At 39.9% G+C, this 26020-nt stretch carries 26 protein-coding genes; 11 read left to right on the top strand and 15 right to left on the bottom strand.

All coding sequences use genetic code 11. The annotated features are described in order from the left end of the window. The first annotated feature begins 182 nt into the window (after positions 1-182). Entirely contained in the window at positions 183-2813 is a 2631-nt protein-coding gene (locus H2677_RS05865) for a Lon protease family protein (protein ID WP_005402832.1), read from the top strand. Positions 2814-2856: 43 nt separating this feature from the next. Here H2677_RS05865 and H2677_RS05860 read toward each other — a convergent pair whose 3' ends face one another. The 3 genes from H2677_RS05860 to surE form a co-directional block, all read right to left on the bottom strand. Then, positions 2857-3786 carry a LysR family transcriptional regulator gene (locus tag H2677_RS05860; RefSeq protein WP_004953334.1) on the bottom strand — a complete coding sequence of 310 codons (930 nt, stop codon included), beginning with the start codon at positions 3784-3786 and terminating at the stop codon, positions 2857-2859. 137 nt (positions 3787-3923) lie between these two features. Continuing rightward, on the bottom strand, positions 3924-4736 hold the full coding sequence (locus H2677_RS05855; protein WP_212639347.1) for a peptidoglycan DD-metalloendopeptidase family protein: 813 nt from the start codon (positions 4734-4736) through the stop codon (positions 3924-3926). Between the two features lie 108 nt (positions 4737-4844). Continuing rightward, complete coding sequence (gene surE, locus H2677_RS05850; protein ID WP_004913134.1) at positions 4845-5615, bottom strand: 5'/3'-nucleotidase SurE; 771 nt, start codon at positions 5613-5615, stop codon at positions 4845-4847. 103 nt (positions 5616-5718) lie between these two features. Between surE and H2677_RS05845 the strand changes: the two genes are divergently transcribed. From H2677_RS05845 to purB, 9 genes are all read left to right on the top strand, one after another. After that, complete coding sequence (locus H2677_RS05845) at positions 5719-6093, top strand: MCR_0457 family protein (protein ID WP_212639346.1); 375 nt, start codon at positions 5719-5721, stop codon at positions 6091-6093. Positions 6094-6240: 147 nt separating this feature from the next. Further along, positions 6241-6642 carry an MCR_0457 family protein gene (locus tag H2677_RS05840; protein WP_004959481.1) on the top strand — a complete coding sequence of 134 codons (402 nt, stop codon included), beginning with the start codon at positions 6241-6243 and terminating at the stop codon, positions 6640-6642. A gap of 114 nt (positions 6643-6756) precedes the next feature. Continuing rightward, entirely contained in the window at positions 6757-7905 is a 1149-nt protein-coding gene (dacC, locus tag H2677_RS05835; RefSeq protein ID WP_004913142.1) for a D-alanyl-D-alanine carboxypeptidase PBP5/6, read from the top strand. Positions 7906-8000: 95 nt separating this feature from the next. Beyond that, positions 8001-8537, top strand: a complete 537-nt coding sequence (locus H2677_RS05830; RefSeq protein WP_212639345.1) for a gamma carbonic anhydrase family protein — start codon at positions 8001-8003, stop codon at positions 8535-8537. Between the two features lie 44 nt (positions 8538-8581). Then, positions 8582-9277, top strand: coding sequence for an SEL1-like repeat protein (locus H2677_RS05825; protein ID WP_099948416.1), 696 nt, complete (start codon positions 8582-8584; stop codon positions 9275-9277). A 91-nt stretch (positions 9278-9368) separates the two neighbouring features. Further along, complete coding sequence (locus H2677_RS05820) at positions 9369-9857, top strand: NUDIX hydrolase (RefSeq protein ID WP_212639344.1); 489 nt, start codon at positions 9369-9371, stop codon at positions 9855-9857. 4 nt (positions 9858-9861) lie between these two features. Continuing rightward, entirely contained in the window at positions 9862-10995 is a 1134-nt protein-coding gene (mnmA, locus tag H2677_RS05815; RefSeq protein ID WP_004913150.1) for a tRNA 2-thiouridine(34) synthase MnmA, read from the top strand. Between the two features lie 18 nt (positions 10996-11013). Continuing rightward, positions 11014-11745, top strand: coding sequence for a high frequency lysogenization protein HflD (hflD, locus tag H2677_RS05810; protein WP_004913152.1), 732 nt, complete (start codon positions 11014-11016; stop codon positions 11743-11745). A 103-nt stretch (positions 11746-11848) separates the two neighbouring features. Beyond that, on the top strand, positions 11849-13237 hold the full coding sequence (gene purB, locus H2677_RS05805; RefSeq protein ID WP_004953312.1) for an adenylosuccinate lyase: 1389 nt from the start codon (positions 11849-11851) through the stop codon (positions 13235-13237). Positions 13238-13299: 62 nt separating this feature from the next. On the opposite strand, the gene H2677_RS05800 is transcribed toward purB, so the two are convergent. The 4 genes from H2677_RS05800 to H2677_RS05785 form a co-directional block, all read right to left on the bottom strand. After that, positions 13300-13983 (bottom strand): glutathione S-transferase family protein, encoded by a 684-nt coding sequence (locus H2677_RS05800; RefSeq protein ID WP_212639343.1) that lies wholly within the window; start codon positions 13981-13983, stop codon positions 13300-13302. A 96-nt stretch (positions 13984-14079) separates the two neighbouring features. Next, positions 14080-14520 (bottom strand): PaaI family thioesterase, encoded by a 441-nt coding sequence (locus tag H2677_RS05795; protein ID WP_212639342.1) that lies wholly within the window; start codon positions 14518-14520, stop codon positions 14080-14082. A 22-nt stretch (positions 14521-14542) separates the two neighbouring features. Then, complete coding sequence (locus H2677_RS05790) at positions 14543-15430, bottom strand: alpha/beta fold hydrolase (RefSeq protein ID WP_212639341.1); 888 nt, start codon at positions 15428-15430, stop codon at positions 14543-14545. 18 nt (positions 15431-15448) lie between these two features. Beyond that, positions 15449-16393 carry a metal-dependent hydrolase gene (locus H2677_RS05785; RefSeq protein ID WP_004953302.1) on the bottom strand — a complete coding sequence of 315 codons (945 nt, stop codon included), beginning with the start codon at positions 16391-16393 and terminating at the stop codon, positions 15449-15451. Between the two features lie 301 nt (positions 16394-16694). Between H2677_RS05785 and H2677_RS05780 the strand changes: the two genes are divergently transcribed. Further along, the gene (locus tag H2677_RS05780; protein ID WP_099948409.1) at positions 16695-17180 is read left to right on the top strand and encodes a winged helix-turn-helix transcriptional regulator; all 486 of its coding nucleotides are present in this window, start codon (positions 16695-16697) and stop codon (positions 17178-17180) included. 71 nt (positions 17181-17251) lie between these two features. Here the strand turns inward: H2677_RS05780 and H2677_RS05775 are convergent, their stop codons facing one another. From H2677_RS05775 to H2677_RS05740, 8 genes are all read right to left on the bottom strand, one after another. Continuing rightward, positions 17252-18442, bottom strand: coding sequence for a hypothetical protein (locus tag H2677_RS05775; protein ID WP_212639340.1), 1191 nt, complete (start codon positions 18440-18442; stop codon positions 17252-17254). Between the two features lie 146 nt (positions 18443-18588). Beyond that, positions 18589-20229 carry a thiamine pyrophosphate-binding protein gene (locus H2677_RS05770; RefSeq protein WP_212639339.1) on the bottom strand — a complete coding sequence of 547 codons (1641 nt, stop codon included), beginning with the start codon at positions 20227-20229 and terminating at the stop codon, positions 18589-18591. A gap of 39 nt (positions 20230-20268) precedes the next feature. Further along, entirely contained in the window at positions 20269-21735 is a 1467-nt protein-coding gene (locus H2677_RS05765; RefSeq protein WP_212639338.1) for an aldehyde dehydrogenase, read from the bottom strand. A gap of 11 nt (positions 21736-21746) precedes the next feature. Next, the gene (locus H2677_RS05760) at positions 21747-22538 is read right to left on the bottom strand and encodes an aspartate dehydrogenase (RefSeq protein ID WP_005054722.1); all 792 of its coding nucleotides are present in this window, start codon (positions 22536-22538) and stop codon (positions 21747-21749) included. A 9-nt stretch (positions 22539-22547) separates the two neighbouring features. Continuing rightward, positions 22548-23342 carry an SDR family oxidoreductase gene (locus H2677_RS05755; protein WP_212639337.1) on the bottom strand — a complete coding sequence of 265 codons (795 nt, stop codon included), beginning with the start codon at positions 23340-23342 and terminating at the stop codon, positions 22548-22550. A 19-nt stretch (positions 23343-23361) separates the two neighbouring features. Then, entirely contained in the window at positions 23362-24177 is an 816-nt protein-coding gene (locus H2677_RS05750; protein ID WP_212639336.1) for an alpha/beta fold hydrolase, read from the bottom strand. A 31-nt stretch (positions 24178-24208) separates the two neighbouring features. Further along, complete coding sequence (locus H2677_RS05745; protein WP_004953282.1) at positions 24209-24730, bottom strand: cupin domain-containing protein; 522 nt, start codon at positions 24728-24730, stop codon at positions 24209-24211. Between the two features lie 33 nt (positions 24731-24763). Beyond that, positions 24764-25987: an MFS transporter gene (locus H2677_RS05740; protein ID WP_125298330.1), complete on the bottom strand. Its 1224-nt coding sequence runs from the start codon at positions 25985-25987 to the stop codon at positions 24764-24766. Between the last annotated feature and the right edge of the window lie 33 nt (positions 25988-26020).

Here is a 26020-nt window from a genome sequence, read left to right as displayed (position 1 = left end):
TAAAACTGTATACCTTTAACAGAAGCTATAAATACTTCTAAACATTTGCGAAATCTAACCAAATTGACACCAAATGTTAAATGATGAATCACACCATTTATGTTTATTCGCAAGTCATGAGATATGTTTAGATGCATCTATAGTTCTAATTTCAATTATCGTTTATTTGTTGGATATCAATAGTGACCCAAAAACTTGATCAAATGACTGCAACCGCACTTTCTTTAACACCAACAAACACAACTACAGCAAATTTAAATACCTTTCCAAGCGCTTTTGACCAGACGGATATACAAGAAACATTAAAAAGAACCTCGCTAGCTTCGGAACAACTCACTCATGTTCCAGACCTAGTCAAAATTCCGAATTCGACGAAACGAATCAAACCGCTCAACAATTTTTTAGGGCAAGATCGAGCTCGTGCCTCTGTTGAAGCTGGCATCTCTCTGCCTTATTCAGGTTACAATATTTTTGCTGTCGGGACTGCTGGACTTGGCAAACGAACGATGATCAAACGTTTACTGCAACAGCATGCCAAAACGATGCCAACGCCTGATGATTGGGTGTATGTAAATAATTTTAAAAACCCTAGACAACCTATCGCACTACGCTTCCCTGCTGGACAAGGCGTAAAGTTTCAAGCAGCACTTCAACAAACTTGGCAAACCATTCTTAAACAATTAGAACGTCGCTTTAGTGCAGAGACCTATCACAATCGAATTGAACGTATTCGTCAAGACACGGGTGATGTACAACAACAAGCACTGTCCGAATTAACCAAAGAAGGCGCAGAACTCGACTTAAAACTCATTTCAAGAAATGACAAGCATGTTTTCGTGCCGATGCAATTAATCGACAATGAATATCAAGAATTAACACAGCATGATATTGATGCTTTAAGCCAAAAAGAACGTTCTGAACTAAGCTCTAATATCCGCTACATGGAGAAAAAGTTAGAGCGTTTAGGCTTACATCTAGGCGATCTTGAAGACGATGCTCGAGATAAAGTTTCACTTTTAAATAGAGATATCGCAGCACAAGTTGTTCTACCTCGCATGGAGCAAATTTTAAATAAAAATAAAGACGTTAAAGGTTTAGAAGAATATTTAAAGCATTATGCCGAAGATGTTATAGAAAACGTTGAACTGATCTTAGAACAAGAGGAAGATGATTTCACGCCTGCTTTGTTCAATCGCGTTCCTTCAAGATATCAAGCCAATGTCATTATTGCCAATAAACCGAATAGTGGTGCTCCTGTTATTTTTGAAGACTTCCCAACGCATTACAACTTACTTGGACATGTCGAGCAACTCACTCACAACGGCACAATTACCACAGATTTTACATTAATTCGTCCAGGCTCATTACACCATGCAAATGGTGGTTTCCTTATGCTTGAAGCTGAGCAATTGCTAGAACAACCCTACGCTTGGCAAGGTTTAAAACGCGCATTAAAGTCAGGCCAACTCAAACTATCGTCTTTGGAACATATGCTGACATTGACAGGTAGCATTTCGATTGAACCTGCCGCTGTTCCACTAGATATTAAAGTCGTCTTACTGGCTGAACCTGAAATTTATTATGAAATTTTAGAAGTAGAACCAGAGCTTGGAAGTGTATTTAAAATTCGTGCTGATTTTACAGATACATTACAACGTAATGACAGCAATGAACAAGCATATATGCAGCTTATTGCTGATTATGTTCAAGCCGATAAACTTTTACCTTTTGATCGTTCTGCCCTCGCTGCACTGTTAACTGACTCTAGTCGTCAAGCTGAAGATCAAAGCTCTTTGTCACTGCATGCTTCGACACTGGGTGATTTGATTCGTGAAGCACATCATCACGCTTTTAAGAGTGGTGATAAAATCGTAACAGATCAACACGTCAATCAAGCATTACATCATCGCCAATACCGTTTGGGTTATTTACGAGAGCTTTATTGGCAAGACTTATCACGAGGTACTCAATTAATTGAGACTTCGGGGCATCGCTTAGGTCAAATTAATGCCCTATCTGTTATTCATTATGCTGATGTTGAGTTTGGTCTTCCATCTCGTTTAACAGCTTCAGTATATCAAGGTGGTGGAGATATTCTTGATATTGAGCGAAGTGTAGAACTTGGTGGTTCTCTACACGCAAAAGGCGTGCTCCTTATGGCTAGTTTCCTTAAAGCTCATTTCGGTCGTGAACAGATCCTACACTTCTCTGCTGCTCTTGCATTCGAACAAAGTTATGGACAAGTTGATGGTGACAGCGCAACAGTTGCTGAACTTTCTGCTTTAATTTCAGCTATTTGTCAAATTCCAATTGATCAATCTTGGGCTATCACAGGCTCTATGAACCAACTTGGACAAGTACAACCTATCGGCGGCGTAAATGCCAAAATTGAAGGTTTTTATGATGCTTGTAAATTACAGGGATTAACAGGAAAGCAAGGGGTTATTATCCCTCGTCAAAACATGCAACATCTAATGCTACGCCAAGACGTTATTGATGCTGTTAATAGTGGTCAATTCCATGTTCATGCAATTGATACGATTGACCAAGCTTTAGAAATCCTGATGGCACGTCCTGTTGGAACACTCGATAAAAAAGGTCGATATAGCAAAAACTCAATCTATGCTGCTGTGATGGAGCAACTTGAGTATTGGCAAGCGATTGAAGATGGTGAAGCTGTTGAAGATGATGAACCAAAGAAAAAGAAAAAGCGTAAAAAAACCAAAAAAGATGAAGTAGATTCAAAAGCAGCTGAAGAATCAACCGCACAAGCGAAAAACTTAAAATCGCTGCGTAAACACAAGAAAAAATAATATGAAAAAAAGCCATGTTCTGATGAGAACATGGCTTTTTTATTTAGGCTACGCCCTGCAAGGAACGCCCACCAGGAAGCTGAGCAAAATATTGTTTTAAGGCATCTATACAGCGATGGACTTTCATTGGATATTGTTCACGTTTCGAGGTCAACGCATGTAAGGTATATGCTGGCATATTCCAATCTGGTAATACCTCAACTAAAGACCCATTCACTAACTCTTTTTGGATATCCATATATAAAATACGCGCGATCCCATGCCCTTGCTGGCACAATGATTTTGCAACAAACACGTTATTTGTACTTAAGCGTGTTTTCATATCGATATTTACCACTTCCCCACTTAAACCATGACGAAATGAGAAATGCTGATAATTTTGCATTAAAGTCACTGGTAACAATTCATGATGACGTAAATCTTCTGGTCTCGAAATCGGAGGAGCTTGATTTAGATAACTTGGTGAAGCAACGAGTACCTGATCAACTCGAGCTAATGGCACTGCTGTTAACTGATGATCATCGATTTTTAGGCTCATGCGGATTGCAATATCAATTCGCTCTTCAATTAAATCAATATAACGATGATCGGCTTCAAAATGGATTGCAAGTGCTTTATGTGCAGACATCCAGTGAGAAAGTGCTGGAATAACATGAAGCGCACCGAGTTCTGGTGTCGTTGCAATACGTAAGTCACCGACTAAATCATCGCGCAATTCATTGATGCGAATTTTGCCACGCTCTGCTGCTGCAAGCATTTCTTGACAGCTTAAAAAGAATGCTTGACCCGCTTCTGTAAGGCTTAATTTTCGTGTAGAACGATGAAGCAAAGTCACATCCATATCTTGTTCTAAAGAACGGATTTGTTGACTGACTGCGCTTGTTGTAATTCCCAGTTCTCTAGCAGCACCGCTAAATGAACTTTTTTCAACAACGCACGCAAAAACCCCCATTGCACGCAACTGATCTAGCATAGACTTCCCTCTCAAATTATTAATATGCTTATTGTTCTAATTAAAGCAATCAATATGAGTATACAGAGAAGTCTACTCCTAGACTAGAGATTCTTAACAATTTGTTGAAAGTTTGTTAAACAAATAATGATGTATATTTAGTTAGGTAAAACAGTGGTTGGATTAACAGGTTTACCATCTAATCTAACTTGGAATTCCAGCATGACTCTAGTCGCTCCTGTAGAACCCATTTCAGCAATCTTTTGACCAGCCGTCACATTGTCACCGCTTTTCACCAACATTTTACTGTTATGTGCATAAGCAGTAATGTAACCATCAATGTGCTTAATCAGAACCAAGTTGCCGTATTCTTTTAGACCATCCGCTGCATATACAACTTGACCATTTGCTGCTGCATAGACTGGGTCACCCTCATTTCCACCATAACGGGTTCCTTTAACATTACTTGCCAAATTAAAACCTTGAATCACAGGACCGTTGCTAGGTTTTACCCAGCGTAAACCCGATGCTAAAGTTGAAGCAGTTGGTGGATTGACAGGTGTTGGCGTAATAACAGGTGTTTTTGGTACAACTGGCTGTTGAGTCGGTAAATTAATCGTTTGACGTTGGATAGGAGTTGCTTGAGTGATCGCCTGCGTCGACGTAGTACGCTGACTGACTGAGCCTTTAAGTCTTAGTGACTGATTCACATAAATTCGATACGGAGCTGCAATATCATTCAGTGCAGCAATATCTAAGTAGTTCAAACCATAGCGGTTTGCGATCCCACTCAGTGTATCCCCTGAACGCACTGTATAATAATTAGGTGCATTCACGTAGCGTGCGCCACCTTTGTATTGTGGTTTAGATGCACACCCCGTCACAATTACTGTCGTTGCTACTGATAAAGACAATAGGATTGTTTTAATCATTTTCTTTGTTAGAAAAATCGAGACTTGGTTTGAATGCATCTTCACCCTCATCGAAACCTGAATTATATTTGCGCCTAAGAGTATCAAAAAAGTGAAAAAAAACGAGTTCTCACTTTCTATATTCACAAAGTTATAACATAGCAACCGCTAACCATTAACAAGAACATGTAAATTATCTAAAATCGCGTAGTTCGTTGCATCCATTTGAATTGGAGTAACACTGACATAACCATTCGACACTGCAAAAAAATCTGATTGAATATTGCTAGAAACAGCCTGAGGGTCAGTTACTGCCTCTCCAGCTAATCCAATCCAATAAACTTGTCTTCCTCGGGGGTCAACATGGCTACTTACAGGTTTAGATTGCGCTCTTCGGCCTTGATACGTCACTTTTGTACCTTGGATTTGAGCAACATCTGGAATATTAATATTAAAAATATGACGAGGTGGTAAAATAGGTAATCCATTTGCAATAAAGTCATGGACCCATTGTGCTGCTTGCGCATAATGCTGAGGGTGTTCATATGATCGAACATTTGAACCTGCCAAAGAAACAGCAATCGCAGGATGTTTCATTAACCGTCCTTCAAATGCAGCTCCTACCGTACCTGAGTACAATACATCATCACCAAGATTTGCACCGCTATTGATACCACTCACAACCAGATCAAATTCAAAATCAAATAGACCATTCATTGACAAATAAACACAGTCCGCAGGCGTTCCATTCACTGCCCAGACGTCTTCAGAGATTTGAACTGGTCGCAAAGGACGATCTAATGTCAAAGCACTAGAATAACCACTCCGCTCACTTTCAGGTGCAACCACAACCACTCGACCTAATGGCTTTAAGGCCTGCGCTAAAGCTTGTAGCCCCGGGGCAAAAACACCATCATCATTTGCAATTAAAATATTCACTAAATTCCAGTCTCTTCAAACATTACTAGGGAGTTTTTTCAATTGAATTATTCATTGAATTATATATATTTATAACTTCTTAGTATTAGAAATTTACATTGCCATGAGACATTTATCTAATTTTATTCGATTTTTTGGGGTGAGTTTCACACTTGTAGCAACATCTGTAGCATTTGCTGACGAAGCGGTTTCAGTCAAAGAAGCAGATGCATTAATCAAAGATGATATTGCAAATGCACAAGTACTTATCGAAATGTGTCCAAACCTCATCGGTAAGAATACTAAATTTGACCAAAACATCAAAAAGATGGTCGGTTCATATTTAAGTAACTACTCGGACAAGACTGCATCTATAGACAGCTTACAAAAAGATGCTGAATTTCAAAGTCTGCTCAAAGATGCACGTTCTGCTGCAACAGAAGTTGAGAAATCAGAACAGAAATCAGTATGTGAAGATGTCCTTAATTTCGAAGAATAAGTTTTGATATAGGTAAATGTGGTTTTATTTCTCAGATTTAAGATCACATTTTCTCCATTGTTTCTACAGCAAAGATACAAATTTCAATCTCAGTTATGCTATAAGTTATTCAAATTCTTTAAGTCTTGTTTTTGAGTTTGATTTCTTATGACTAAAAATGTTTTAAAAACACTGGGTTTATCATTTCTCTTAGCGTCTACTGCATTTTCTGCAACCACTTATGCAGCAGAAAAAAAATCAGAAACCGAAAAAATTGAAGTTACTCCGACCTCAGAAAATGTCACTCAACAAGAGTTAGCTGCAATTTATGTGCTTTCTGAAATTTGCCCTCCATTAATCGGCAAAGATCTTAAGTTTAATAAAGCCTACGACAATCTTGTTAAAGCCTATTTAGATAATGATCCAAAAGCTGTTGATGTACTCAATAAGCGCGCAAAAAGTAAAGATTTTCAGGCTGCTTTGACAGAAGCACGTAATGATGCAAAAGCCGCATCTGATGAAGATAATCGTCAAATTTGCGACGATGTTCGAAATTATTATTCTAAGTAACCGATTCGTTACAATACTGTGTTAAAAAGCCGACTTCCCCCATAGAAGTCGGCTTTGCTTTGTCCTAAAATGCTAGGCTCTTCTGCTTCACACAAGATATTGGAACGATCTAGAATGAATCAAAAAAGCGCTCTTGCTGCATTATTACTTTTGCCAAGCTTTTCATATGCAGCAACTGTCCTATCTGCTCCACCAGAACTAAATAATAAATCCTATGTATTAATGGATTATGAGACAGGACAGATTCTCGCTGCAAAAAATGAAAATGAAAAACTTGCACCTGCTTCAATGACTAAAATGATGACAAGCTACATCATTGAGCAGAAACTTTTGAAGGGGGAATTGACTGAAAACGAACAAGTACGCATGAATGAATCTGCGTGGTGCCGTGGAAGTAGTACAGAATCATGTATGTATGTACCGCTTAATGGAACAGCAACTGTTCTAGAAATGCTTCGCGGTATTATCATCCAATCAGGTAATGATGCTTCTAAAGCAATGGCTGAACATATTGCGGGCAATGAAGGTACATTCGCCCACATGATGAACCAAGAAGCTAAACGCGTTGGAATGGTAAATACACACTTTATCAACTCAACAGGTATGCCTGCTGATGGTCATTACTCAACTGCAAAAGATATGGCAGTTCTTGCTCAGCATATTATTAAAGACAGCTCAAAGTATTACCCAATTTACTCTGAAAAAGAATTTACATTTAACGGTATCAAACAAGGTAACCGTAATGCCCTTCTCTACACAGACCCAAGTGTAGATGGTTTAAAAACAGGTCATACTGAAGAAGCTGGTTATTGCTTAACAACATCAAGCAAACGTGGTCCTATGCGTTTGATTTCTGTGATTTTTGGTACACCAAGCATGAATGAACGTGCGAGCCAAACTCGTACATTATTGGCTTGGGGTTTTGCAAACTTTGAAACTGCTAATGTTCAACCAGCAAATCAAGTTTTAGCAAAAGCAAAAGTATGGTTTGGTAAAGAAGATGAAGTTCAAATCGGTTTGGCTGAAAACTTCAACGTAACTATGCCTAAAGGTCAAGCAGATAAAATCAAAACTCAAATCGTCGTTCAACCAAAACTGAATGCACCTTTGGCTAAAGGTCAAGTTGTAGGGAAATTAGTTGCGAGTCTTGATGGAAAAGTGATTGCTGAAAAACCACTAGTTGCATTAAAACCTGTTGAAGAAGCAGGCTTCTTTGCTCGTATGATCGACCATATCAAACAGTTCCTTAGCAACTTATTCTAATTCTCAGAATAAACAAGCTAATCAAGCATTCATGCTATTTAGTATGAATGCTTTTTTATTTTATAATTCATGCAAATTATTTATTGTATTTTCTCATGGCTAAAAATATTCGCCCTTATTTAGATCATTACCCTGATATTGATACGAGTTGTTATATTGATGTAATGTCAGTAGTCATCGGGGATGTCAAGTTAGCTGAGAATGTTTCAGTTTGGCCTTTTGCCGTTATTCGCGGTGATGTCAATTCGATTCAGATTGGTAGAAATAGTAATGTACAAGATCATTGTATGTTACATGTCAGTCATAAAAATCAATCCAAACCAAATGGTTCACCTTTAGTAATTGGTGATGATGTGACTGTAGGTCATCATGTGACCTTACATGGTTGTACTATTGGCAATCGTGTCTTGATCGGTATTAATACAGTTGTTTTAGATGACGTGATTATTGAAGATGATGTCATGATTGGTGCTGGTAGTTTAGTGCCGCCACGTAAAGTCTTAAAAAGTGGTTATTTGTATGTGGGTAGCCCAGTCCAGCAAGTCCGCCCTCTCACAGATAAAGAAAAAGCATTTTTACCTTATTCAGCACAAAACTATGTGAAAGTGAAGAATGATTATAAACAAAACTAATTTATTAATTCTGTTTATAATATTAACGAAAACTACGGACGATTATGAATAAAACAACAATATATTTGGGTTTATCTATATTAACGATTAATATCTTAACCGCATGCTCTCACTATAAATCTGATAGTGAAATCATGAGTACCGATTCTCATTATGCAACAACTGAAGCAGCTTCATTGAGTTTCATAGCAAGTGATTTAAAGCATCATCAAGTTTTTACTAATAATTTGAATAAATGCCCAGCCTATACATCTCCATCTCAACAAACTCCTCTATCAAATTCATACAGAGATATAATATCTACTTGTGAAAACAATAAATTTAAATGCTATCAATCTTGTGTGGAAAGTGATGCTGTGGCCTGTTATTTAGTGGCGTTATCATTACAAGAAGCAAATTATAAACTTCCAGCCGAACAAGTATTTCAAAGAAGTTGTGAGTTAGGCATCGCCTCTGGTTGTACCAATAGGGCTGCTGGAATGTTGGACTACAAAAAACACTTAACCACTGAACAAAAGAAGTGTATTTTTTCAACATTTGAGAAAACTTGTGACTGGCGCGATCCTTGGGGGTGCACCATGTTTGCAGACCAATTAATTTCTGAGGAAAATACTGAACCTAATTATAAAAAAGCTTTAAATGTTCTCAATTATAGTTGTAAATATGGTGATACTGATCCAGCATGCCAATCGGCAAAGAAACTACGAAAATTTATTAATAGTAAAATTAAACCTGATTAAAGCAGTTAGTGGCTAAATCTATGATTCAGCCACCATAGCCAAAAACTCTCAAATTTTGTAGAATACGTTTTTTAAAATCATGGTGCTTTCTATGACCGCTTGGACACCTCATGTCACAGTCGCCACTGTAGTTGAAAAAGACGGACGTTTTCTGTTTGTTGAAGAACACAGCGAAGGCTTTGTACATACCGTGTTTAATCAACCTGCTGGTCATGTCGAATGCGGTGAAACGATTATTGAAGCAGCGATCCGTGAAACCTTAGAAGAAACAGGTCATCATGTAGAAATAGATCATTTGCTTGGTATCTATACCTATACCCCTCCCATGTTTCCAGATCGCACATATTATCGTTTTTGCTTCTTGGCACATGTCACCTCGGTTGAGGGAAATGCACAACTAGATATCGATATTGTCGGTGCAGTTTGGATGAGTTTAGAAGAGCTGCAAGAATCCGCTCGTGCGCGAAGCCCATTAGTTTTAAAAGTAATTGAAGATGCCCTCGCTGGTAAGAAATATCCTTTATCGCTTATTTATGAGCACCCTTTCTCTCCCTCATTAACTTCTCATTTGGATGCTTAATTAGATGCAACAACGTGTCATCGTCGGTATGTCTGGTGGTGTAGACTCCTCTGTTTCTGCCGCGCTTTTACTTCAACAAGGATATCAAGTTGAAGGTCTTTTCATGAAAAACTGGGAAGAAGATGATGGTACGGAATACTGCACAGCCCTTGAAGATTTAGCAGATGCGCAAGCCGTTGCAGACAAGATTGGAATTAAACTGCACACCGCAAACTTTGCCATGGAATATTGGGATCGTGTGTTTGAGCATTTCTTAGCTGAATACGCAGCAGGTCGTACTCCAAACCCAGATATTCTATGTAATAAAGAGATTAAGTTCCGTGCGTTCCTCGACCATGCTATGACTTTGGGTGCAGATTTTATTGCAACAGGTCATTATGCGCGTCGTGGTGTAAGCACACAAAACTCTCGTGGTGAAACCTATGCACCATTACTACGTGGTGTAGATAATAACAAAGATCAAACTTATTTTTTACACGCTGTTCATGGTCGTGAAATCAATAAGACGCTGTTCCCTGTCGGTGAAATTGAAAAGCCTGAAGTTCGTCGCATTGCTGAACAACTTGATTTAGCAACAGCGAAGAAAAAGGACTCAACTGGTATTTGCTTTATTGGTGAACGTCGATTTACAGACTTCCTCAAACAATATCTTCCTGCTCAAGCTGGAAAAATTGTCTTAGACAACGGCAAAGAAGTTGGTGAACATCACGGCTTAATGTACTATACGCTCGGACAACGCGGTGGCATCGGTATCGGTGGTATGAAAGGTGCGCAAGAAGGTGCATGGTTCGTACTTCACAAAGACATTGCAAACAATCGTCTCGTCATTGGACAAGGTCATGAGCATCCACTTATGCAAAGTAAACAGCTTTGGAGTGAAGCGATTGATTGGGTTGCGGGTGAACAAGAAATCCCAACTACGGGTTTCCGATGCACAGCAAAAACTCGTTATCGTCAGCCTGACCAAGCGTGTACAATTTATCGTGACGAACATACAGAAAATGGTATTCGAGTTGAGTTTGATGAACCACAACGTGCTGTAACTCCAGGGCAAAGTGTGGTGTTTTACTCAGGAGAGGTATGCTTAGGCGGTGGTGTCATTCACCATACTGATGCACCTCAACCAGATTTTATTTAAGGATATTGGAATCGAAGCATGGCGGAGTTACCCTTTCAGCACACCCAAGCGTTGAATGTAAGACAAAACCGTGCTTTAGCATTGGCTGCTGTCTTCCAAGCAACTCAGCTGACCCATATGACTGCGATGGCAGGACAGCAGAGTATTGGAGATAGTGGTAATTTTTATTTTGAACTACTGATCAAAGCAAGTTTAAATATTCGTCCAGCGACCAACAATGCGACTCAAACTTTAGATTTCTTTAATCAACTGGCTGATATTTCACTAGGTTTAAAAACATTAGAAGGTTGTATTACTCAACCATTTAATACTGCACCAAAATCCCGAGTTCCTAAACTTTCGACAGCTAAACTTCCAATGTCCTATGCTATGGCATTATTGCAGTTGGAAAAGAAAGTTTATAGCAATCCTGAATACGTAAAAATTATCGAAACGGCTCAACAAAAAATCCTAAAACAGTTGTCTTTTTTCGATAATAACTATTTGCACCCAAGTATTATTGCCAATTTAGCTCAGACCTATGTTGAAACTGCTGGGCAAATTAATCCACGTATCCTTGTCCGTGGTAATGCTGAAGCTTTTAAAGATATGAATCATACAAATCGAATCCGTGCTTGCCTCTTTACAGGTCTACAACTTGCGCATTTATGGCGACAACTGGGCGGTAGCTCATGGAGTATGATCTTTAGTAAACGTAAGCTTTTACAAGATATTCAAGCTCTTGCTCGTTTGCAGTATCAGGTCGTTTAAACCGATGCTAGAGCAAATTTTTTATACCGTTTTACAACCTCTATAAATCTCTCTTGAGGAATAAATAAAGTTCTGCAAGAGAGACAAACTTTAAGGAATCTGTATGAATGCTTTAACCGCACTCTCACCACTTGATGGACGTTATGCGAGCAAATGCGATGCTCTACGCCCTTTTTTGTCTGAGTTTGGTTTAATCCACGCTCGTGTCACTGTTGAAGTGCGTTGGTTACAAGCACTTGCAAATCGTGCAGAAATCATCGAAGTACCTGCATTCTCTGCTGAAACGAATGCTGCTTTAGATGCGATTGTGACGAATTTTTCTGAAGAAGATGCAAACCGCATTAAAGAAATTGAACGTACAACTAACCATGATGTAAAAGCAGTTGAATATTTCCTTAAAGAAAAAATTGCCAATATTGATGAATTAAAAAATGCGGGCGAATTCATTCATTTTGCATGTACATCTGAAGACATCAACAACTTGTCTCATGCATTAATGCTTAAAAATGGTCGTGAAGTTCTTGTTTCAAGCATGAAGCAAATTCTGAACGCAATTTCAGCTTTAGCTACAACACATGCTGAACAGCCAATGTTATCTCGTACTCATGGTCAAACTGCTAGCCCAACAACTTTGGGTAAAGAAATGGCGAACGTTGCTTATCGTTTAGCGCGCCAAATCAAGCAATTTGAAAATGTTGAATTATTGGGCAAAATCAATGGTGCAGTAGGTAACTACAATGCTCACCTTTCTGCTTATCCAGAAATTGATTGGGCTGCACATGCACAAGCATTTGTTGAATCTTTAGGTCTAAGTTTCAACCCATATACCACTCAAATCGAGCCACATGATTACATGGCTGAATTGTTTGATGCATTACGTCGTTATAACACGATCTTGATCGACTTTAACCGTGATGTTTGGGGCTATATCTCTCTTGGTTACTTCAAGCAAAAATTAAAAGACGGTGAAGTTGGTTCTTCAACAATGCCTCATAAAGTAAACCCTATCGACTTCGAAAACTCAGAAGGTAACCTAGGTATTGCAAATGCGGTATTGGGTCACTTAGGTGAAAAACTTCCAGTTTCTCGTTGGCAGCGTGACTTAACTGACTCAACTGTTCTTCGTAACATGGGTGTTGGTTTTGCACAAAGCTTGATTGCTTTTGATGCTTGCTTAAAAGGTATTGGTAAACTTGAACTCAATGCTAACCGTTTAAATGAAGATTTAGACCAAGCACAAGAAGTTCTTGCTGAACCGATCCAAACAGTAATGCGCCGTTATAATGTTGAAAAACCTTACGAAAAACTCAAAGCACTTACTCGTGGTCAAGCAATGACACGTGAAATGATGGTGAACTTCGTTAATGGTGATGAACTTCTTCAAGTTCCAGCTGATGAACGTGCTCGTTTAGCAGAGCTTACACCTGCTACATATACAGGTAATGCTGCTGAACAAGCAAAACAAATCAATGATTTGATTAGCAAAATCTAAGCTGATATTTCAGCAATAAAAAAGCAAAGCCTCGGCTTTGCTTTTTTATTTAAATCAATGAATTAAAAATTATCGAGCCATTTTGAAATATTTGCAAAGCCTAATATTTGTGCACCAAATTTTTGGCTAGTTCTAACAATTTCTAGAAGTTGAGATGCAACTGCTATATCAGCAATCGTCTGCTGATCTCCAACCAACCAACCTGTCTGATTTAAAACCAACTCAATACGTTCTAAGTGTCTAGTAAATTCAGCTTCAATATCGGCTTGAGCCATACGACCTGTACCTTGCATCTTTACTTGAAAACCCAATGCCGATTTAAGTAATGGCTTCATTAAATACTTTTCAAATGCAGGACGACCTTCTGAGCTGATTTCAACAACTTGATTGAACGCTTTTTTATCACTTACACGAAAATGCACTTCATAAAAATACAAGACTTCATCCGCCCAATCTTCCCAAAGCTCTGTGTAAGCACATTGCATAGGATCTTCAGGATAAAGTCGTGGAAGCTCGGGAAAGTGTTGATCTAAATAACGTGCAATTCGAGTGCTATCTTGAACTCGCTCGCCATTAATATCCACGACAGGTAACTTGCCGACTTTACTAAGCAAAGGGACTTTGCTACCCAGTAAGCCGTTGTAATTTATTGTTTCAAAAGGAATACCTTTGAACTTCAACATCCGTGAAACTTTTTGGCAAAAAGGTGAAATTTCCCACTGATGTAGAACAATAGAGTTTGACATTTTTATATCTCATTTGAATGAACTGAACATATTTTTATGATGTTTCACATGGCTATCATAACAAGTTCAAGTCCATTCAAAACAATAATCTTAAAATCATGCTGAACGGCGAATAATCATATTTGTCGCAGTTGCATGTGCATACAATTTTCCATCCTCATCGCGAATATAACCCTCAGAAATTACAAGATTACGCCCAACATTGATGACTTTTCCTTCTGCAATCAACGGAGTGTTAAATGGAATCGGACGACACATTTTAATATTAAGGTCTGTTGTGCCATATGACTCACCCGCAGCCAATACTGTATGTGTTGCACAACCTGTGACTGAATCCAAAATTGTTGCTGCAAAACCACCATGCACACCGCCTAATGGATTGGTATGTCGTTCATCAGCAATCGCACTAAAAATGATTCGTCCCTGTTCAACCTCTATAGGCTTCATCGGCATTGTCTTTGCAATTCCAGGCTCAGGGAAGTGACCTTGTGCAAATGCTTGCATGATTTCCAAACCCGTCATTTTTAAAGGATTCATTGATTTTCCTCGATCATTATCATTAAAATTTATCAAAAATATAACTTTTGATGGTGTTCGCAATTTGTTGTGGATGGCTCACTATGCCCCAATGCCCTGCTGCAACTTCACTATACCGTACGTCAGTTACCCATTCTTCCATACCTTGGCTCATAAAACTTGGCACAAATGGATCTTTGGTCATGACCAGCATATGCACAGGAATCGTTGTTTTACGTTGTGACGGATTACGCAAAGGTTGAACCAAATTCTCACGATATAATCCCAAACCACTGATTGAATTGCGTAATTGATAAGGGTCTACATGCGCATTAGTGTTTTCCATATATCCAACAATTGATGGCCAAATTTTTGTCAAACCTAATCGCCATGTTAACTCTGGCAATAAAGGTAATTGAAACATTGCCATATAACCTGAACTGATCGCACGTGTCACCACATTACGATACCCTTGGAATGAACCTTGGTTCCATTGACGTTTGAACCACCAACCGACGTGATCAACACTCGGTGTCATCGCAGTGTATGATTTAATTTGAGATTTTAGCGTATCTCCTAACACCGCCTCCCAGCCTTGTAATGAACCCCAATCATGCCCAACCACATGAACAGGTTGTTTAGGGCTTACAAGACTAATCACAGTACTCAAGTCTTGTACCAAGTATTTAAATGCATATTCAGATTGATTTTTAGGAATATCTGACTGTCCAGTTCCACGAACATCATAGGCATAGACATTTAATTCGGGATGTAAATGTTCTACCATTTGATTCCAAACTTCAGCAGAATCTGGATAACCATGAATCAATACAATACTTGGTTTATCTGCAACAATCTGCCCCCAATGATATACAGCGAGTGAGATATCACCAGACATAATAAATTGAGTCGTTTTTTCGAGTTTTTTCATGATGAAGATATCCTCGAATTAGCTTTTCAATTTTGTTGATTGTTGCATTGCTTGAGCTGCTAACACGGCAGGTGACTGATTGATATAGGCCTGTGCAAGTTCAGTTGAGCCCTCAAAATAAGGGTGATAACTTGGTTTGAAGAATCGAAGTGCTGTTGTGAAATACCAAATTGGGCCTGGTGTGTATTGATTTTTGCCAGCACGATGCCATGCTTTCCAAAATTTTAATTGTTTAAGACTAGTCATATCGCGTGGCATATCGGGATCAGCTTTTGCGAGTTGTGCTGTACCAGCGGCCATCAAATAAGTAAATATAGGTGCTGTTGCCAACATGATCCCTGCTCGCATCAAATAGCTTCCATTCAAATGTTGAAATAAATCGTAAGCCACTGTGCGATGTTCAACCTCTTCTGCTCCATGCCAAACAAATAGATCACTCACAACTGGGTCACAACCACGTTCTTGCCATTTTGCCTCGGTCAAAACATATTGCCCTAGAGCGCAAGTAAAATGCTCAGCAGCAGCAACTAAACCAACTCGAAGATCTAACCATGTTTTTTGCAATGGTTTGGGTAATGTACGACCTAAAGGTTGATCAGCCAATAAACGGTCAAATAAATAGACAACACGCTGATATTGGTTTTCAACGTCAACACCATATCGCTGTAAATATTCCTCAATCGATATTTTATGTGCCTGGGAATGAATTGCTTCCTGACGAATAAAAGTTTTTACATCAGCTTTGAGTTGCTCATCTGTGATATGTGGCAGTGCTTTATTGAAGATACGGCAGAAAAAATATTCTCCACGAACCAAAGTAAAGCTGAAATGATTAACGTTGTGGCTCGCGATAGGATCTTGAGGAATCCATTGTAATGGTGAATTTTCCCAAGCGAATTGAACTTGTCGTGGAATCATTTCCCAATCTGCTGTTGAAACTCGGTTTGGAATTGCCTTCATCATATGGACACCTTTCGATCATCATTTTGCGTTTTCTTGTGCCTTGTATTCAATATTGATTGAGTTCAATCTTTTAACAGAACCCATCTAGACCTTTAACATTTCAACTTGTGAATGAATGCTAAATCGATAACTGAACAGCGAATTGGCAAAGAAACCTTTTAATACATATTAGTTCTTTTTTGGAACTAACTAAAAGTACGATATCTGTGCTATGATGAATTGTCAATCTAATGGTGTTTTCATTAAGGAAAATGTCCCTTAATGACAATAATTAGCCTATTGAGATAATATTGAGGTCTATATGAAATGGCATGAATTGGGTGAAATGGGTTGCCCTATTGCGCGTAGCTTATCGATTTTCGGTGATCGATGGACTCTCTTGATTATCCGCAATGCTTTTCTTCGCACACGTCGTTTTGATGATTTTCAAAAGCAGCTCGGTATTACACGGCACTTACTCACTGAGCGTTTGAATCGCTTAGTTGAAAATAAAATTTTTGAAAAAGTGTTATATCAAGAAGCACCAAAACGTTACGAGTACAAACTTACAGACAAAGGTTTAGCCCTCTATCCAATTATTATGGCAGTCACGACATGGGGCAATTATTGGCATAATGAAGATAATAAATATCCAATTTTGGAATATTTGCATAAAGACTGTGGTCATAAAACCAAAGCAACCATGACATGTCAGCACTGTCATGGTGAGCTAACTGCGAAAAACACCCTAGCCTATTATGATTCGATGGAAATGGATCAGGTTGTAGAGAACGCTGTAAATAAATAGGTAGGTATTCAAATTGTTCTGCTTATTAAATATGAAGAGTAATGATGATTACTCTTCATTTGAAAGTAGAACTAGAAACTAAAACCAATATTCAAATTGATGCGATAAAGCCATTTATCACTATTTGGCGAAACCGTAGACGTAAAACCTGTAGCATTGGTAGCTCCACCGATAATATTCGAGTTTTTCCCCCAAGTGTAATCCGCCCATAACATGAAAGGTGCAGCAATAAACATCATCCCCGTAGTATTCATCTGCGAGTCAGACCAATCCTCACGTTTTTTATCTAAATAACTATAATCATTGTAAAAACGGATTGCTTTGAGTTTGCCCATATCTTGCACAGGTAATGTGTATGCGAGGTTTAAACTCGCAATAGTTCCTTCGGAAGCAATGAAATATGCTGGCGTTAAACCATTTGCACCCATCAAGGTCATATCATCATTTACACCATCTGGATTTTTTGCATCATATTGATAATGAATCACTGAGCTTTGGACATTGAAACGCTTGTAATTATTATCAGTATGCAAACCCACTGCATAATATTTGCCGTTGTCATCCGTGATTTTATTATGCAATTGAGCAATTGCACCTGATACACCAACTTCTTGCTTACCAAATTCAGTTTCTAACTTACGAACAATCCGTGTATTCACTTGATGACGCTTTTCATTTTGATAGGCTTTTTGTGTTGGAAATGCATTTTCAGCCAAATCATCATAAGTCGCACTTTCAGGTGAATATCGAAGATTAGTTGCTAGCATCTCAGGATAATAGCCTAGCTTCACATCCCAATCTTTGTTGTTAAAATTCCAGTTCAAACCTGGAGCGATGTTATTCCCATAACCCAAAAAGAATGGAATATGATAAGTCCATCCATTTTGCGGATAGGGATAAATTGCAAAGGGTTTATAAACAAAACCTGCCTCTATGCTGTTATGTTCATCCAAATGATATCCCACATAGGCTTTTTCAATTGAACGCTTCTCTTGATCTTGGAAAAGGTAGCTGGCATTGAAATAGGCATCATCAAACTTGCCTTTCAGATCAACTCGAAAAATATCAAAATAGAGTTTTCCAAAACCTCCATTTGGCCCCTCCCAATTTTCATAACGTTGATTCAAACGCACTACTCCACCAAGCTTGACAGAATCCGTTCCATCCTCACTTTTCCATTCCAGTGCTGAACTTTGTGCATATACATTTGATACCGCGCTCATCGACAGTGCTGCAAGCATCATGACTAATGTCTTTTTCATATCATATTCCTTCGCTTCGATACCAACCGTCCTGTTGGTTTGGATTATTGTTTTACCTGTAAAACATAGTTTTTATTGTTTTGTAGGCAAAAAAATTTGCCTACAAATTTTCAAACATCAGCTATCTCAACCAATGTTTAAATTACTCAGTACAATTTCTTTTGTGGCGGACCTGCAAAGTTCAGAGGTCCAATTGAATGCATATCTAGCTCAATCACACTTGGCCCTTGGAAATCAACTGCCTGCTGAATGACTGTTCTAAACTCTTCTGCACTGCCAACTTTCCAACTTTTCACGCCCATCGCCTCACCCAAAGCTTGGTAATCAGGTGTGTGTAATTCGTTGAAATGCTGGCGTCCTCCGAAGTAATTATTTTGAATACCACGCATGACCCCATAGCCACCATCATTCATGATCATCAGTACCATATTAGTATTTTCTTGCGCCATCGTCGCAATTTCACCTATGCCTAGCATCAAACCACCATCACCAACTAAACCAATCACTTTTTTGTCAGGATTGGCAATTGAGGCACCAATTGCGGTAGCTAAGCCTAGACCAATCGCCCCTGCTAAAGAGTGAATATTTTGATTTGGTGCTTGTACTGGAAATAAACGACTGCCCCACGTACTGCCTGACATCGTAATATCACGAACAAAAATGCCATCTTGTGGTAGTGCTGTACGAAGGTGATCACAGATCAACGCATATTGGTCAAGCTGTGTACGTAAAGCATTGATTGCAGCCTGTTTCGCATCAACAACTGCTGCATCATATTCAGTATCTATTTTAGATACGCCTGCTAAACCTGTGAGAACACGTTGCAACACATCTTTGGCATCACCACAAATGAAATTACGAATTTTGTAATTACGTTGTTGTGCAACAGGATTAGCATCGACCTGAATAATATTTTCAGGGAACTGCACTGAATAGGTTTTGGTTTCGTTACTACGTAAGCGAGACCCGACTACAATCAATAAATCAGCATCTTTTAAAAGTTGTTCAACGCCTGCAGAGTTATGGAATGCACCTAGGCTACGTGGATGGTTATCTGCTAGCACACCACGCGCATGGGTTGAAGATACTACTGGAATACCCAAGTCAGCTATTGCTTTGACTTCATCCACACTATTGAGCGTACCACCGCCGATCCAAAAAATTGGACGTTTGGCTTTTTTGATTTCATTAACAATCAAATCGACTTCAACTTGATCTGCTTGAGGTAATTCCAGTGCTTTCACTGGACCTAGATTCAGTGGTAAATCAATTTCTGCTGCTTGCACATCAATCGGTAGCTCAACACTAACAGGCCCCATTGGGACAGTCGTTGCGACACGAATCGCTTCACGAATCACACCTACTGCATTGTCAGGGCTAGTAATACGAAAAGCAGCTTTGCTCGATGCACGTAAGAAAGTCAGCTGATCTTTGGTTTCATGAATAAAACTTGCATCACGATCTAAATATTCACGTTCAACTTGACCTGTTAAATGCAATACTGGACTACCTGCATTCATCGCTTCAATCAATGACCCCACAGCATTCCCTGCACCTGCACCAGTACTGGTCAAGGCGACACCTAAACCTTTAAAACGTGAGTGACCATCTGCCATAGTGACCGCGCCTGCTTCACCACGCGCAGCGACAAAGCGAATTTTTTCACGGCGACCTACTGCGTCAGCAATTGGTAAATTGTGAATTGAAATGACGCCGTAGATACTATCAACTTGATGCGCCTCTAAAACACGAGCGATTGCTTCGCCTACATTTACACGTTCTGTCATTACAATATTCCTCGAAAACTTGTTCTATCCATGAATTTATTAATTGCACCAAGGATTTGGCTGTTCGCTTAATCCCATATAAATGCTTTTCTGTTGCATATACGCCAAGATGCCTAAACGACCTTTTTCACGTCCAATTCCACTTTCTTTGAAACCACCAAAAGGGGCAGAAATTGAGAATTTTTTATAGGTATTGATCCAGACTGTTCCCACTTCCAAAGCACGTGCAAGTTGCCAAGCTTTACGGTAGTTTTCAGTCCAAATCCCAGCGGCTAAACCAAAACAACTGTCATTGGCTTGTGCAATCAAATCGGCTTCATCGTCATATTTCATCACCACCAACACAGGGCCAAAAATTTCTTCCTGACAGATTTGTGCTGAATTATTTAGACCTGTGATAATGGTCGGTAAATAGAAACTACCTTTTGCCAATTCACCTTCAGTCAATGCCTCACCGCCTACAAGAACTTGACCACCCTCTTTTTTGGCCAATTGAACATAAGCATCTACAGAAGCTAAATGCTTCGGATTGATCAAAGAACCCAAATGCACGCCTGCAGTTTCAGGATGTCCAACGCGCAAGCCTTTGGTAATTTCAACTAGACGTGTTAAGAATTGATCATAAATACTGCTATGCACAAATAAGCGTGATCCTGCAATACATGCTTGTCCTGCAGAACTGAAAATGCCATAAGCCACACCTTTAGCCGCAAGCTCAATATCAGCATCTTGCATCACGATAGTTGGTGATTTTCCGCCAAGTTCTAAAGATGTAGTGATCAACTTTTCAGCCGCAATATGTGCTAAATGACGCCCTGTACTCGTTCCACCTGTAAATGAAATTTTGCGTACTAATGGATGCTTTACGATTGCATCACCAATCACCGAACCACGTCCAACCAGTACACTCAATAAACCTTTAGGTAAACCGGCTTCTTCAAAGATTTTTGCTAATTCAAGCGCGATCAAAGAAGTCACTTCCGCTGGTTTTAGAATGACTGCATTACCACCTGCTATTGCAGGTGCTAACTTCTGCACTTCACTGGCTATCGGTGAATTCCATGGTGTAATCGCTGCCACAACCCCAACAGGTTCATGCACACTCATGGTCATAAAATCTGGCGCACGTTGTGTGGTTAACTCATCATTTAAGGTTTCACACGCCGCTGCGACATAACGTGCTGTTGCAGCCGCACTCAAGGTTAAGGCACGCGTCTCAGCCAGTGGTTTACCGTTGTCTCTGGTTTGTAGCTTTGAAAGTTCATCAACACGCGCTTCAATAATGTCTGCCACTTTATACAAAATCCGAGCACGCTCATGTGGCATGCTGTTGCGCCACTCCGCCTTGCGCCATGCCAAATCAGCCTTTTCAATCGCTTCATTGACATCATCCAAACTCGCCGTTGAAATCTCAGCATTCACAGATTGATCTGCTGGAAACAGACTTTGAATCGTGTCACCTCGACCTAATCGCCATTCTCCAGCGATATAAATTTCCTTTACCATGATCAAATCCTTTAAATCTGAATTGCTTGAACACTATTGCGACAGGCACGAATCACACTAAGTGCAGCCAATGTCGAAGTTTTCGGGTTACTCGCCAAAGGCACACCGACCAACTCAATTGTCATTTCACCGAACACACCTTCTGCCACAATAGTGTGCTTGTTTTTATTGATGTTTGGATCAACTGTGAGTTCCACCATAGTTTCATCCATACCCAAACCTGCAAGCGCAATCGTCGCTGCAACATTGGCATTGGCTGGAAACTTCAATGCAGCTTCACGAGCCGTACCACGGAAAAAAACCGTTGCTTCGCTCACCTGATCTAAATCTACCAATTGCTCTGCATAGCTACCACGCCAACTTTTTGGACTTTTGCAGCCCTTATAAGTGACCTTTTCCAAACCACCTTCTTTAGCCGCTGATATTCCATCAATTCCAGCAATCGCACCTGCCAAAAGATGTAAGTGGGCATCATGTTGTTCAGCTGTATTTTTTAGCTGAATCAGAAACTCGTTATCCGCTAAAGTTCCAACTGAGATCAACCCGATAGTCCAACCCTTTTCCAAAACCTTTTGCGCATGCTCTTTCACCGCAGCTTGACCCGCAACTTCAATCACATAATCAGGTGTACCCTGACACTCATCAATCGAGCTAATCACTTGTACTTCAGACGAAACTTGCGCCTGAACTTTTTCAACACTCCGTGCCGGTACCACAATCCATTTAAGTTGTAAGTCTTGCGGCATATGGGCATACACTTCTGCTGCCATCGCGCCAAAACCAATCATCATCAACTGTTTCATGTGCACACCTTATAAATGCTTATTGAATCCGCCAGAGACATCGAGAGTTGAACCTGTGGTATAGGATGCTAAAGGCGATGCGAGAAAGACCAAGGCACGTGCAGGTTCTTCGGGCTTACCTAAACGTTGCATCGGAATACCACGATTTTTAGCAATATTGCCTGTCCATTGTTCCCATGACAGATTTGGGTCTGAACGTGTTTCAAAACGGCGTTTCCACTGTGCTGACTCCACCATACCCAAAAGAATTGAGTTCACACGGACACCATATTGAGTAAATTCATGTGCCAGTGAATGCGTTAAATTTAGTAGCGCAGCACGTGCAGATGATGTTGCAATCATGTGCGGTTCAGGTTGCAACGCTAACAATGAGTTCACATTGGTGATTGAGCCACATGCTGAATCTTTTAAATCATTTAAAAATGCGCGAACGGGATGTAATACACTGAAATACTTCAGTTCAATTTCTTTCATCCAATCTTCGTCTTGGGTATTTTCAAAATTTGACACACGACCTTGACCCGCGTTATTGATCAACATGTCGACATTACCTAAGTTTTGCTTTACATCTTTTGCAAATCGTTTAACGTCTTCTTTGTCCAAAACATTGCAGATACTGGTGTAAATATTGGCGTGTGGGTATTTCTCTAAAATATAAAGTTTCGATGCGGCTAAACGCGCTTCATCTCGACCACACCACGCGACCCTTGCACCTTCTGCAACTAAAATTTCCACAGCAGCCAAACCAATGCCTGACGAGCCACCTGTTACAACTGCTACTTTTCCTTCAACTTGGAAGCTCATATCCATATCTCTCGTTTAATTAATTTGCCGATAAAACAATGTCGTTAAACTGATCAGGTTGATCGACATAACTCAGATGACCTGCATCTGTAATGAGATGACATCGGCTCAATTGCATTTCCATCGCCAATTCCATGATGGCTTGAGCAGGTGTGATTTCATCTTTATCACCTGCAATCACCACACAAGGAACTTTGAGATCTATTAAATAATTTCTAATCTCGTCATACGCCAACAAATACGATGCTCGCGTAAAACCTTCTAAAGTAAGCTGCCCCATCACCTCACTGACCAATGCCAGTGCTTGAGGGTCTTGTTTGTAAATTAAATGTGGACCACGGCTTGCCGCCATCCCTGCATTGCCCAAGCTTTTCAACATATTTGGGCGTTTGGAATACACCTGTGCTTTGGTATCCTCATCCGAGCGTTGATAACCCTGCGCTGCATTGGCAATGATTAATGTTTCAACTCGTTCAGGATAAAGATGGGCAAAAGCACTTGCCTGTAATGCGCCTAATGAATGACCTACAATCATAGCTTTAGAAATCACCAATGCATCCATAATCGCTAGTACTCGCTGAGCATAATTGGTTGCATTTGGCTGCTCCGTATCTAAGTTCTCAGATAAGCCATAACCTGGCGCATCCCAAGCAATCACATGAAAATGATGACTGAGTACAGCAAGCTGATTGACCCATGAAGCAGAACCTGAGCTGATTCCATGTAAAAGAATCAGTGCTTGTCCTTGCCCAGCTTCGCGATAGGCTTGTACCTGTCCATCAATCTCAATGGTTTTCACTGGGTATTGGGCTAATGTGTCAATCAAAGTCATCACTTCATTCCTTTTTTATAGTTAATCGCGTTGATTAACGTTTGATTTGAGACAATGGATGCTCAGGTGGATAGTTTGGAATAGTTGGTTTTCCAGCACCCAACATCACGCACATCAAGGCATCTTCCTGACCGGGATTAAACAAACCACGATAAATACCTGGCGGAATTGAAATCAGATCACGCTCTTTCAATTTGGTTTGGAATTTCTCACCGTTATGCTCAATGAACAGATCAATCTCGCCACGTAACATGAAAAACACTTCTTCCACATCGTGGTGGATATGCAATGGACCTTCGCATTGCGCAGGTAACACCATAGTTGAAAAGGTAAAGTTTTCAGCTGGAACTGTATTGCCATCATTGACTACACCTGTTGCTCCAGTTCCCATATAACGCATTTGAGCACGGCGATATTTCGGGTCGTAATCTGCTTGGAACTTCAACGCATCGAAGTCATATTTACGTGTTTCAAAACGCGCAATACGTGTGTTTAACCAAGCTTCCAAACTCGTGCCTTCTGGCTGTTTCCATGATTCGAATTGTTGAGTAGACATTTTTAACTCCTAGGTTTTTGATGAATAGTTTGATTAATAACGTTTCAATAAAGGAACCAAGAAGAATGACCCAATAACGGCGACTGCTGCTAAAAAGGTAATCCCTAAATTAAAACTATTGGTTTGCATCACGATATAACCGATCAGAACGGGTGCAATCGCACTAGCAAAGTTACCAAGACCATTGAAAATCCCTCCCGCTGTAGCACCGACATCCGCCGTCGTAACTCGAGCAAGTAAGGCAAATACTGCTGCTACACCAAATCCCCAAGCCATTGCACTTAAAGACATCGCAGCAATGACTAGAAGAGGCTCTGTCATTAACACCATCACGTACATGAAGATACCCGCGACAAACAAACCACCAAAAACTTGTACAGCGCGGCGACCTAACTTGTCGGAAAGGAATGCACCGATCACCTCACCAATCAACATTGCGATGAATGGGAAACTTGAATAAATACCAAACTCTTTAAGATTGAAGCCTTTGTCTTGGATTAAATAAGAAGGAACCCAACTGTTTAATCCCCACAGGTAAGTCATCAACGCGATATTGAAGATACACACCAACCAAAATGCACGGTTTTGTAATAGAATTTTGGTGTTATGAATATGACCTTTGAAATTGACACGCTTGCTCGTCGATTCCAATTCAATCGTTTTCTTAAGCTGAAGATTACGTAACCCAAGAACAATCGCGATTAAAGCGACGATCGTTAATGCTGCCATGACAAAGAATGTAGTGTGCCAATCATGTTTTGCCAAAACTGCCGCAGTAATTGGAAAACCTAAAAAAGCTCCAATCGGCGTTCCTAATAAGAACATCGTTGATGCACGTGCTTGCTGACGATCGGTATAGGTTTGTTTCACAATGGTATATGCCAGTGCAAACAATGGACCTTCAGCTAAACCCAGTAGAACGCGTAGCACTAACATGCCTGAATAGCTTGTGGTAAAGCCCATACAGAACATCAGCACACCCCATGAAGCCACACTCCAGAACAACATTTTCTTCGGATCAAAAATATCACCCAAGAAACTGAGGAATACTGATGAAAACCCATATGCCAATAGAAAGCTGGTCATTAGCCAACCCAGTTTCGCCTTATCTTCAGCAATTCCCATTGCACCCTGAAAGTGTGGGTCTGCAAATAGAACCGCAATACTAATCTTGTCGAAAAATGCGAGAACAACACATACCATCAGGACAAAAGCAGGAACCCAATGCTTAAATCCACTTTTCTCTTCATTACTCATACTTCATTCCTTCGATTGAGTTATGAACCGGAA

Source organism: Acinetobacter junii (genome assembly GCF_018336855.1).
Classification (GTDB): Bacteria; Pseudomonadota; Gammaproteobacteria; order Pseudomonadales; family Moraxellaceae; genus Acinetobacter; species Acinetobacter junii.
This window is presented reverse-complemented; position numbering and strand designations above follow the sequence as displayed.

What these genes read in the sequence shown, in the direction of transcription:
- H2677_RS05845 (WP_212639346.1), top strand. Translation starts at nt 5,719, where the DNA reads ATGAGACATTTATCTAATTTTATTCGATTTTTTGGGGTGAGTTTCACA.
- dacC (WP_004913142.1), top strand. Translation starts at nt 6,757, where the DNA reads ATGAATCAAAAAAGCGCTCTTGCTGCATTATTACTTTTGCCAAGCTTT.
- H2677_RS05790 (WP_212639341.1), bottom strand. Translation starts at nt 15,430, where the DNA reads ATGAAAAAACTCGAAAAAACGACTCAATTTATTATGTCTGGTGATATC.
- H2677_RS05760 (WP_005054722.1), bottom strand. Translation starts at nt 22,538, where the DNA reads ATGAAACAGTTGATGATGATTGGTTTTGGCGCGATGGCAGCAGAAGTG.
- H2677_RS05825 (WP_099948416.1), top strand. Translation starts at nt 8,582, where the DNA reads ATGAATAAAACAACAATATATTTGGGTTTATCTATATTAACGATTAAT.
- H2677_RS05770 (WP_212639339.1), bottom strand. Translation starts at nt 20,229, where the DNA reads ATGACAGAACGTGTAAATGTAGGCGAAGCAATCGCTCGTGTTTTAGAG.
- H2677_RS05740 (WP_125298330.1), bottom strand. Translation starts at nt 25,987, where the DNA reads ATGAGTAATGAAGAGAAAAGTGGATTTAAGCATTGGGTTCCTGCTTTT.
- mnmA (WP_004913150.1), top strand. Translation starts at nt 9,862, where the DNA reads ATGCAACAACGTGTCATCGTCGGTATGTCTGGTGGTGTAGACTCCTCT.
- H2677_RS05765 (WP_212639338.1), bottom strand. Translation starts at nt 21,735, where the DNA reads ATGGTAAAGGAAATTTATATCGCTGGAGAATGGCGATTAGGTCGAGGT.
- H2677_RS05780 (WP_099948409.1), top strand. Translation starts at nt 16,695, where the DNA reads ATGAAATGGCATGAATTGGGTGAAATGGGTTGCCCTATTGCGCGTAGC.
- hflD (WP_004913152.1), top strand. Translation starts at nt 11,014, where the DNA reads ATGGCGGAGTTACCCTTTCAGCACACCCAAGCGTTGAATGTAAGACAA.
- H2677_RS05775 (WP_212639340.1), bottom strand. Translation starts at nt 18,442, where the DNA reads ATGAAAAAGACATTAGTCATGATGCTTGCAGCACTGTCGATGAGCGCG.
- H2677_RS05860 (WP_004953334.1), bottom strand. Translation starts at nt 3,786, where the DNA reads ATGCTAGATCAGTTGCGTGCAATGGGGGTTTTTGCGTGCGTTGTTGAA.
- H2677_RS05855 (WP_212639347.1), bottom strand. Translation starts at nt 4,736, where the DNA reads ATGCATTCAAACCAAGTCTCGATTTTTCTAACAAAGAAAATGATTAAA.
- purB (WP_004953312.1), top strand. Translation starts at nt 11,849, where the DNA reads ATGAATGCTTTAACCGCACTCTCACCACTTGATGGACGTTATGCGAGC.
- H2677_RS05840 (WP_004959481.1), top strand. Translation starts at nt 6,241, where the DNA reads ATGACTAAAAATGTTTTAAAAACACTGGGTTTATCATTTCTCTTAGCG.
- H2677_RS05755 (WP_212639337.1), bottom strand. Translation starts at nt 23,342, where the DNA reads ATGAGCTTCCAAGTTGAAGGAAAAGTAGCAGTTGTAACAGGTGGCTCG.
- H2677_RS05820 (WP_212639344.1), top strand. Translation starts at nt 9,369, where the DNA reads ATGACCGCTTGGACACCTCATGTCACAGTCGCCACTGTAGTTGAAAAA.
- H2677_RS05785 (WP_004953302.1), bottom strand. Translation starts at nt 16,393, where the DNA reads ATGATGAAGGCAATTCCAAACCGAGTTTCAACAGCAGATTGGGAAATG.
- H2677_RS05795 (WP_212639342.1), bottom strand. Translation starts at nt 14,520, where the DNA reads ATGAATCCTTTAAAAATGACGGGTTTGGAAATCATGCAAGCATTTGCA.
- H2677_RS05800 (WP_212639343.1), bottom strand. Translation starts at nt 13,983, where the DNA reads ATGTCAAACTCTATTGTTCTACATCAGTGGGAAATTTCACCTTTTTGC.
- H2677_RS05830 (WP_212639345.1), top strand. Translation starts at nt 8,001, where the DNA reads ATGGCTAAAAATATTCGCCCTTATTTAGATCATTACCCTGATATTGAT.
- H2677_RS05745 (WP_004953282.1), bottom strand. Translation starts at nt 24,730, where the DNA reads ATGTCTACTCAACAATTCGAATCATGGAAACAGCCAGAAGGCACGAGT.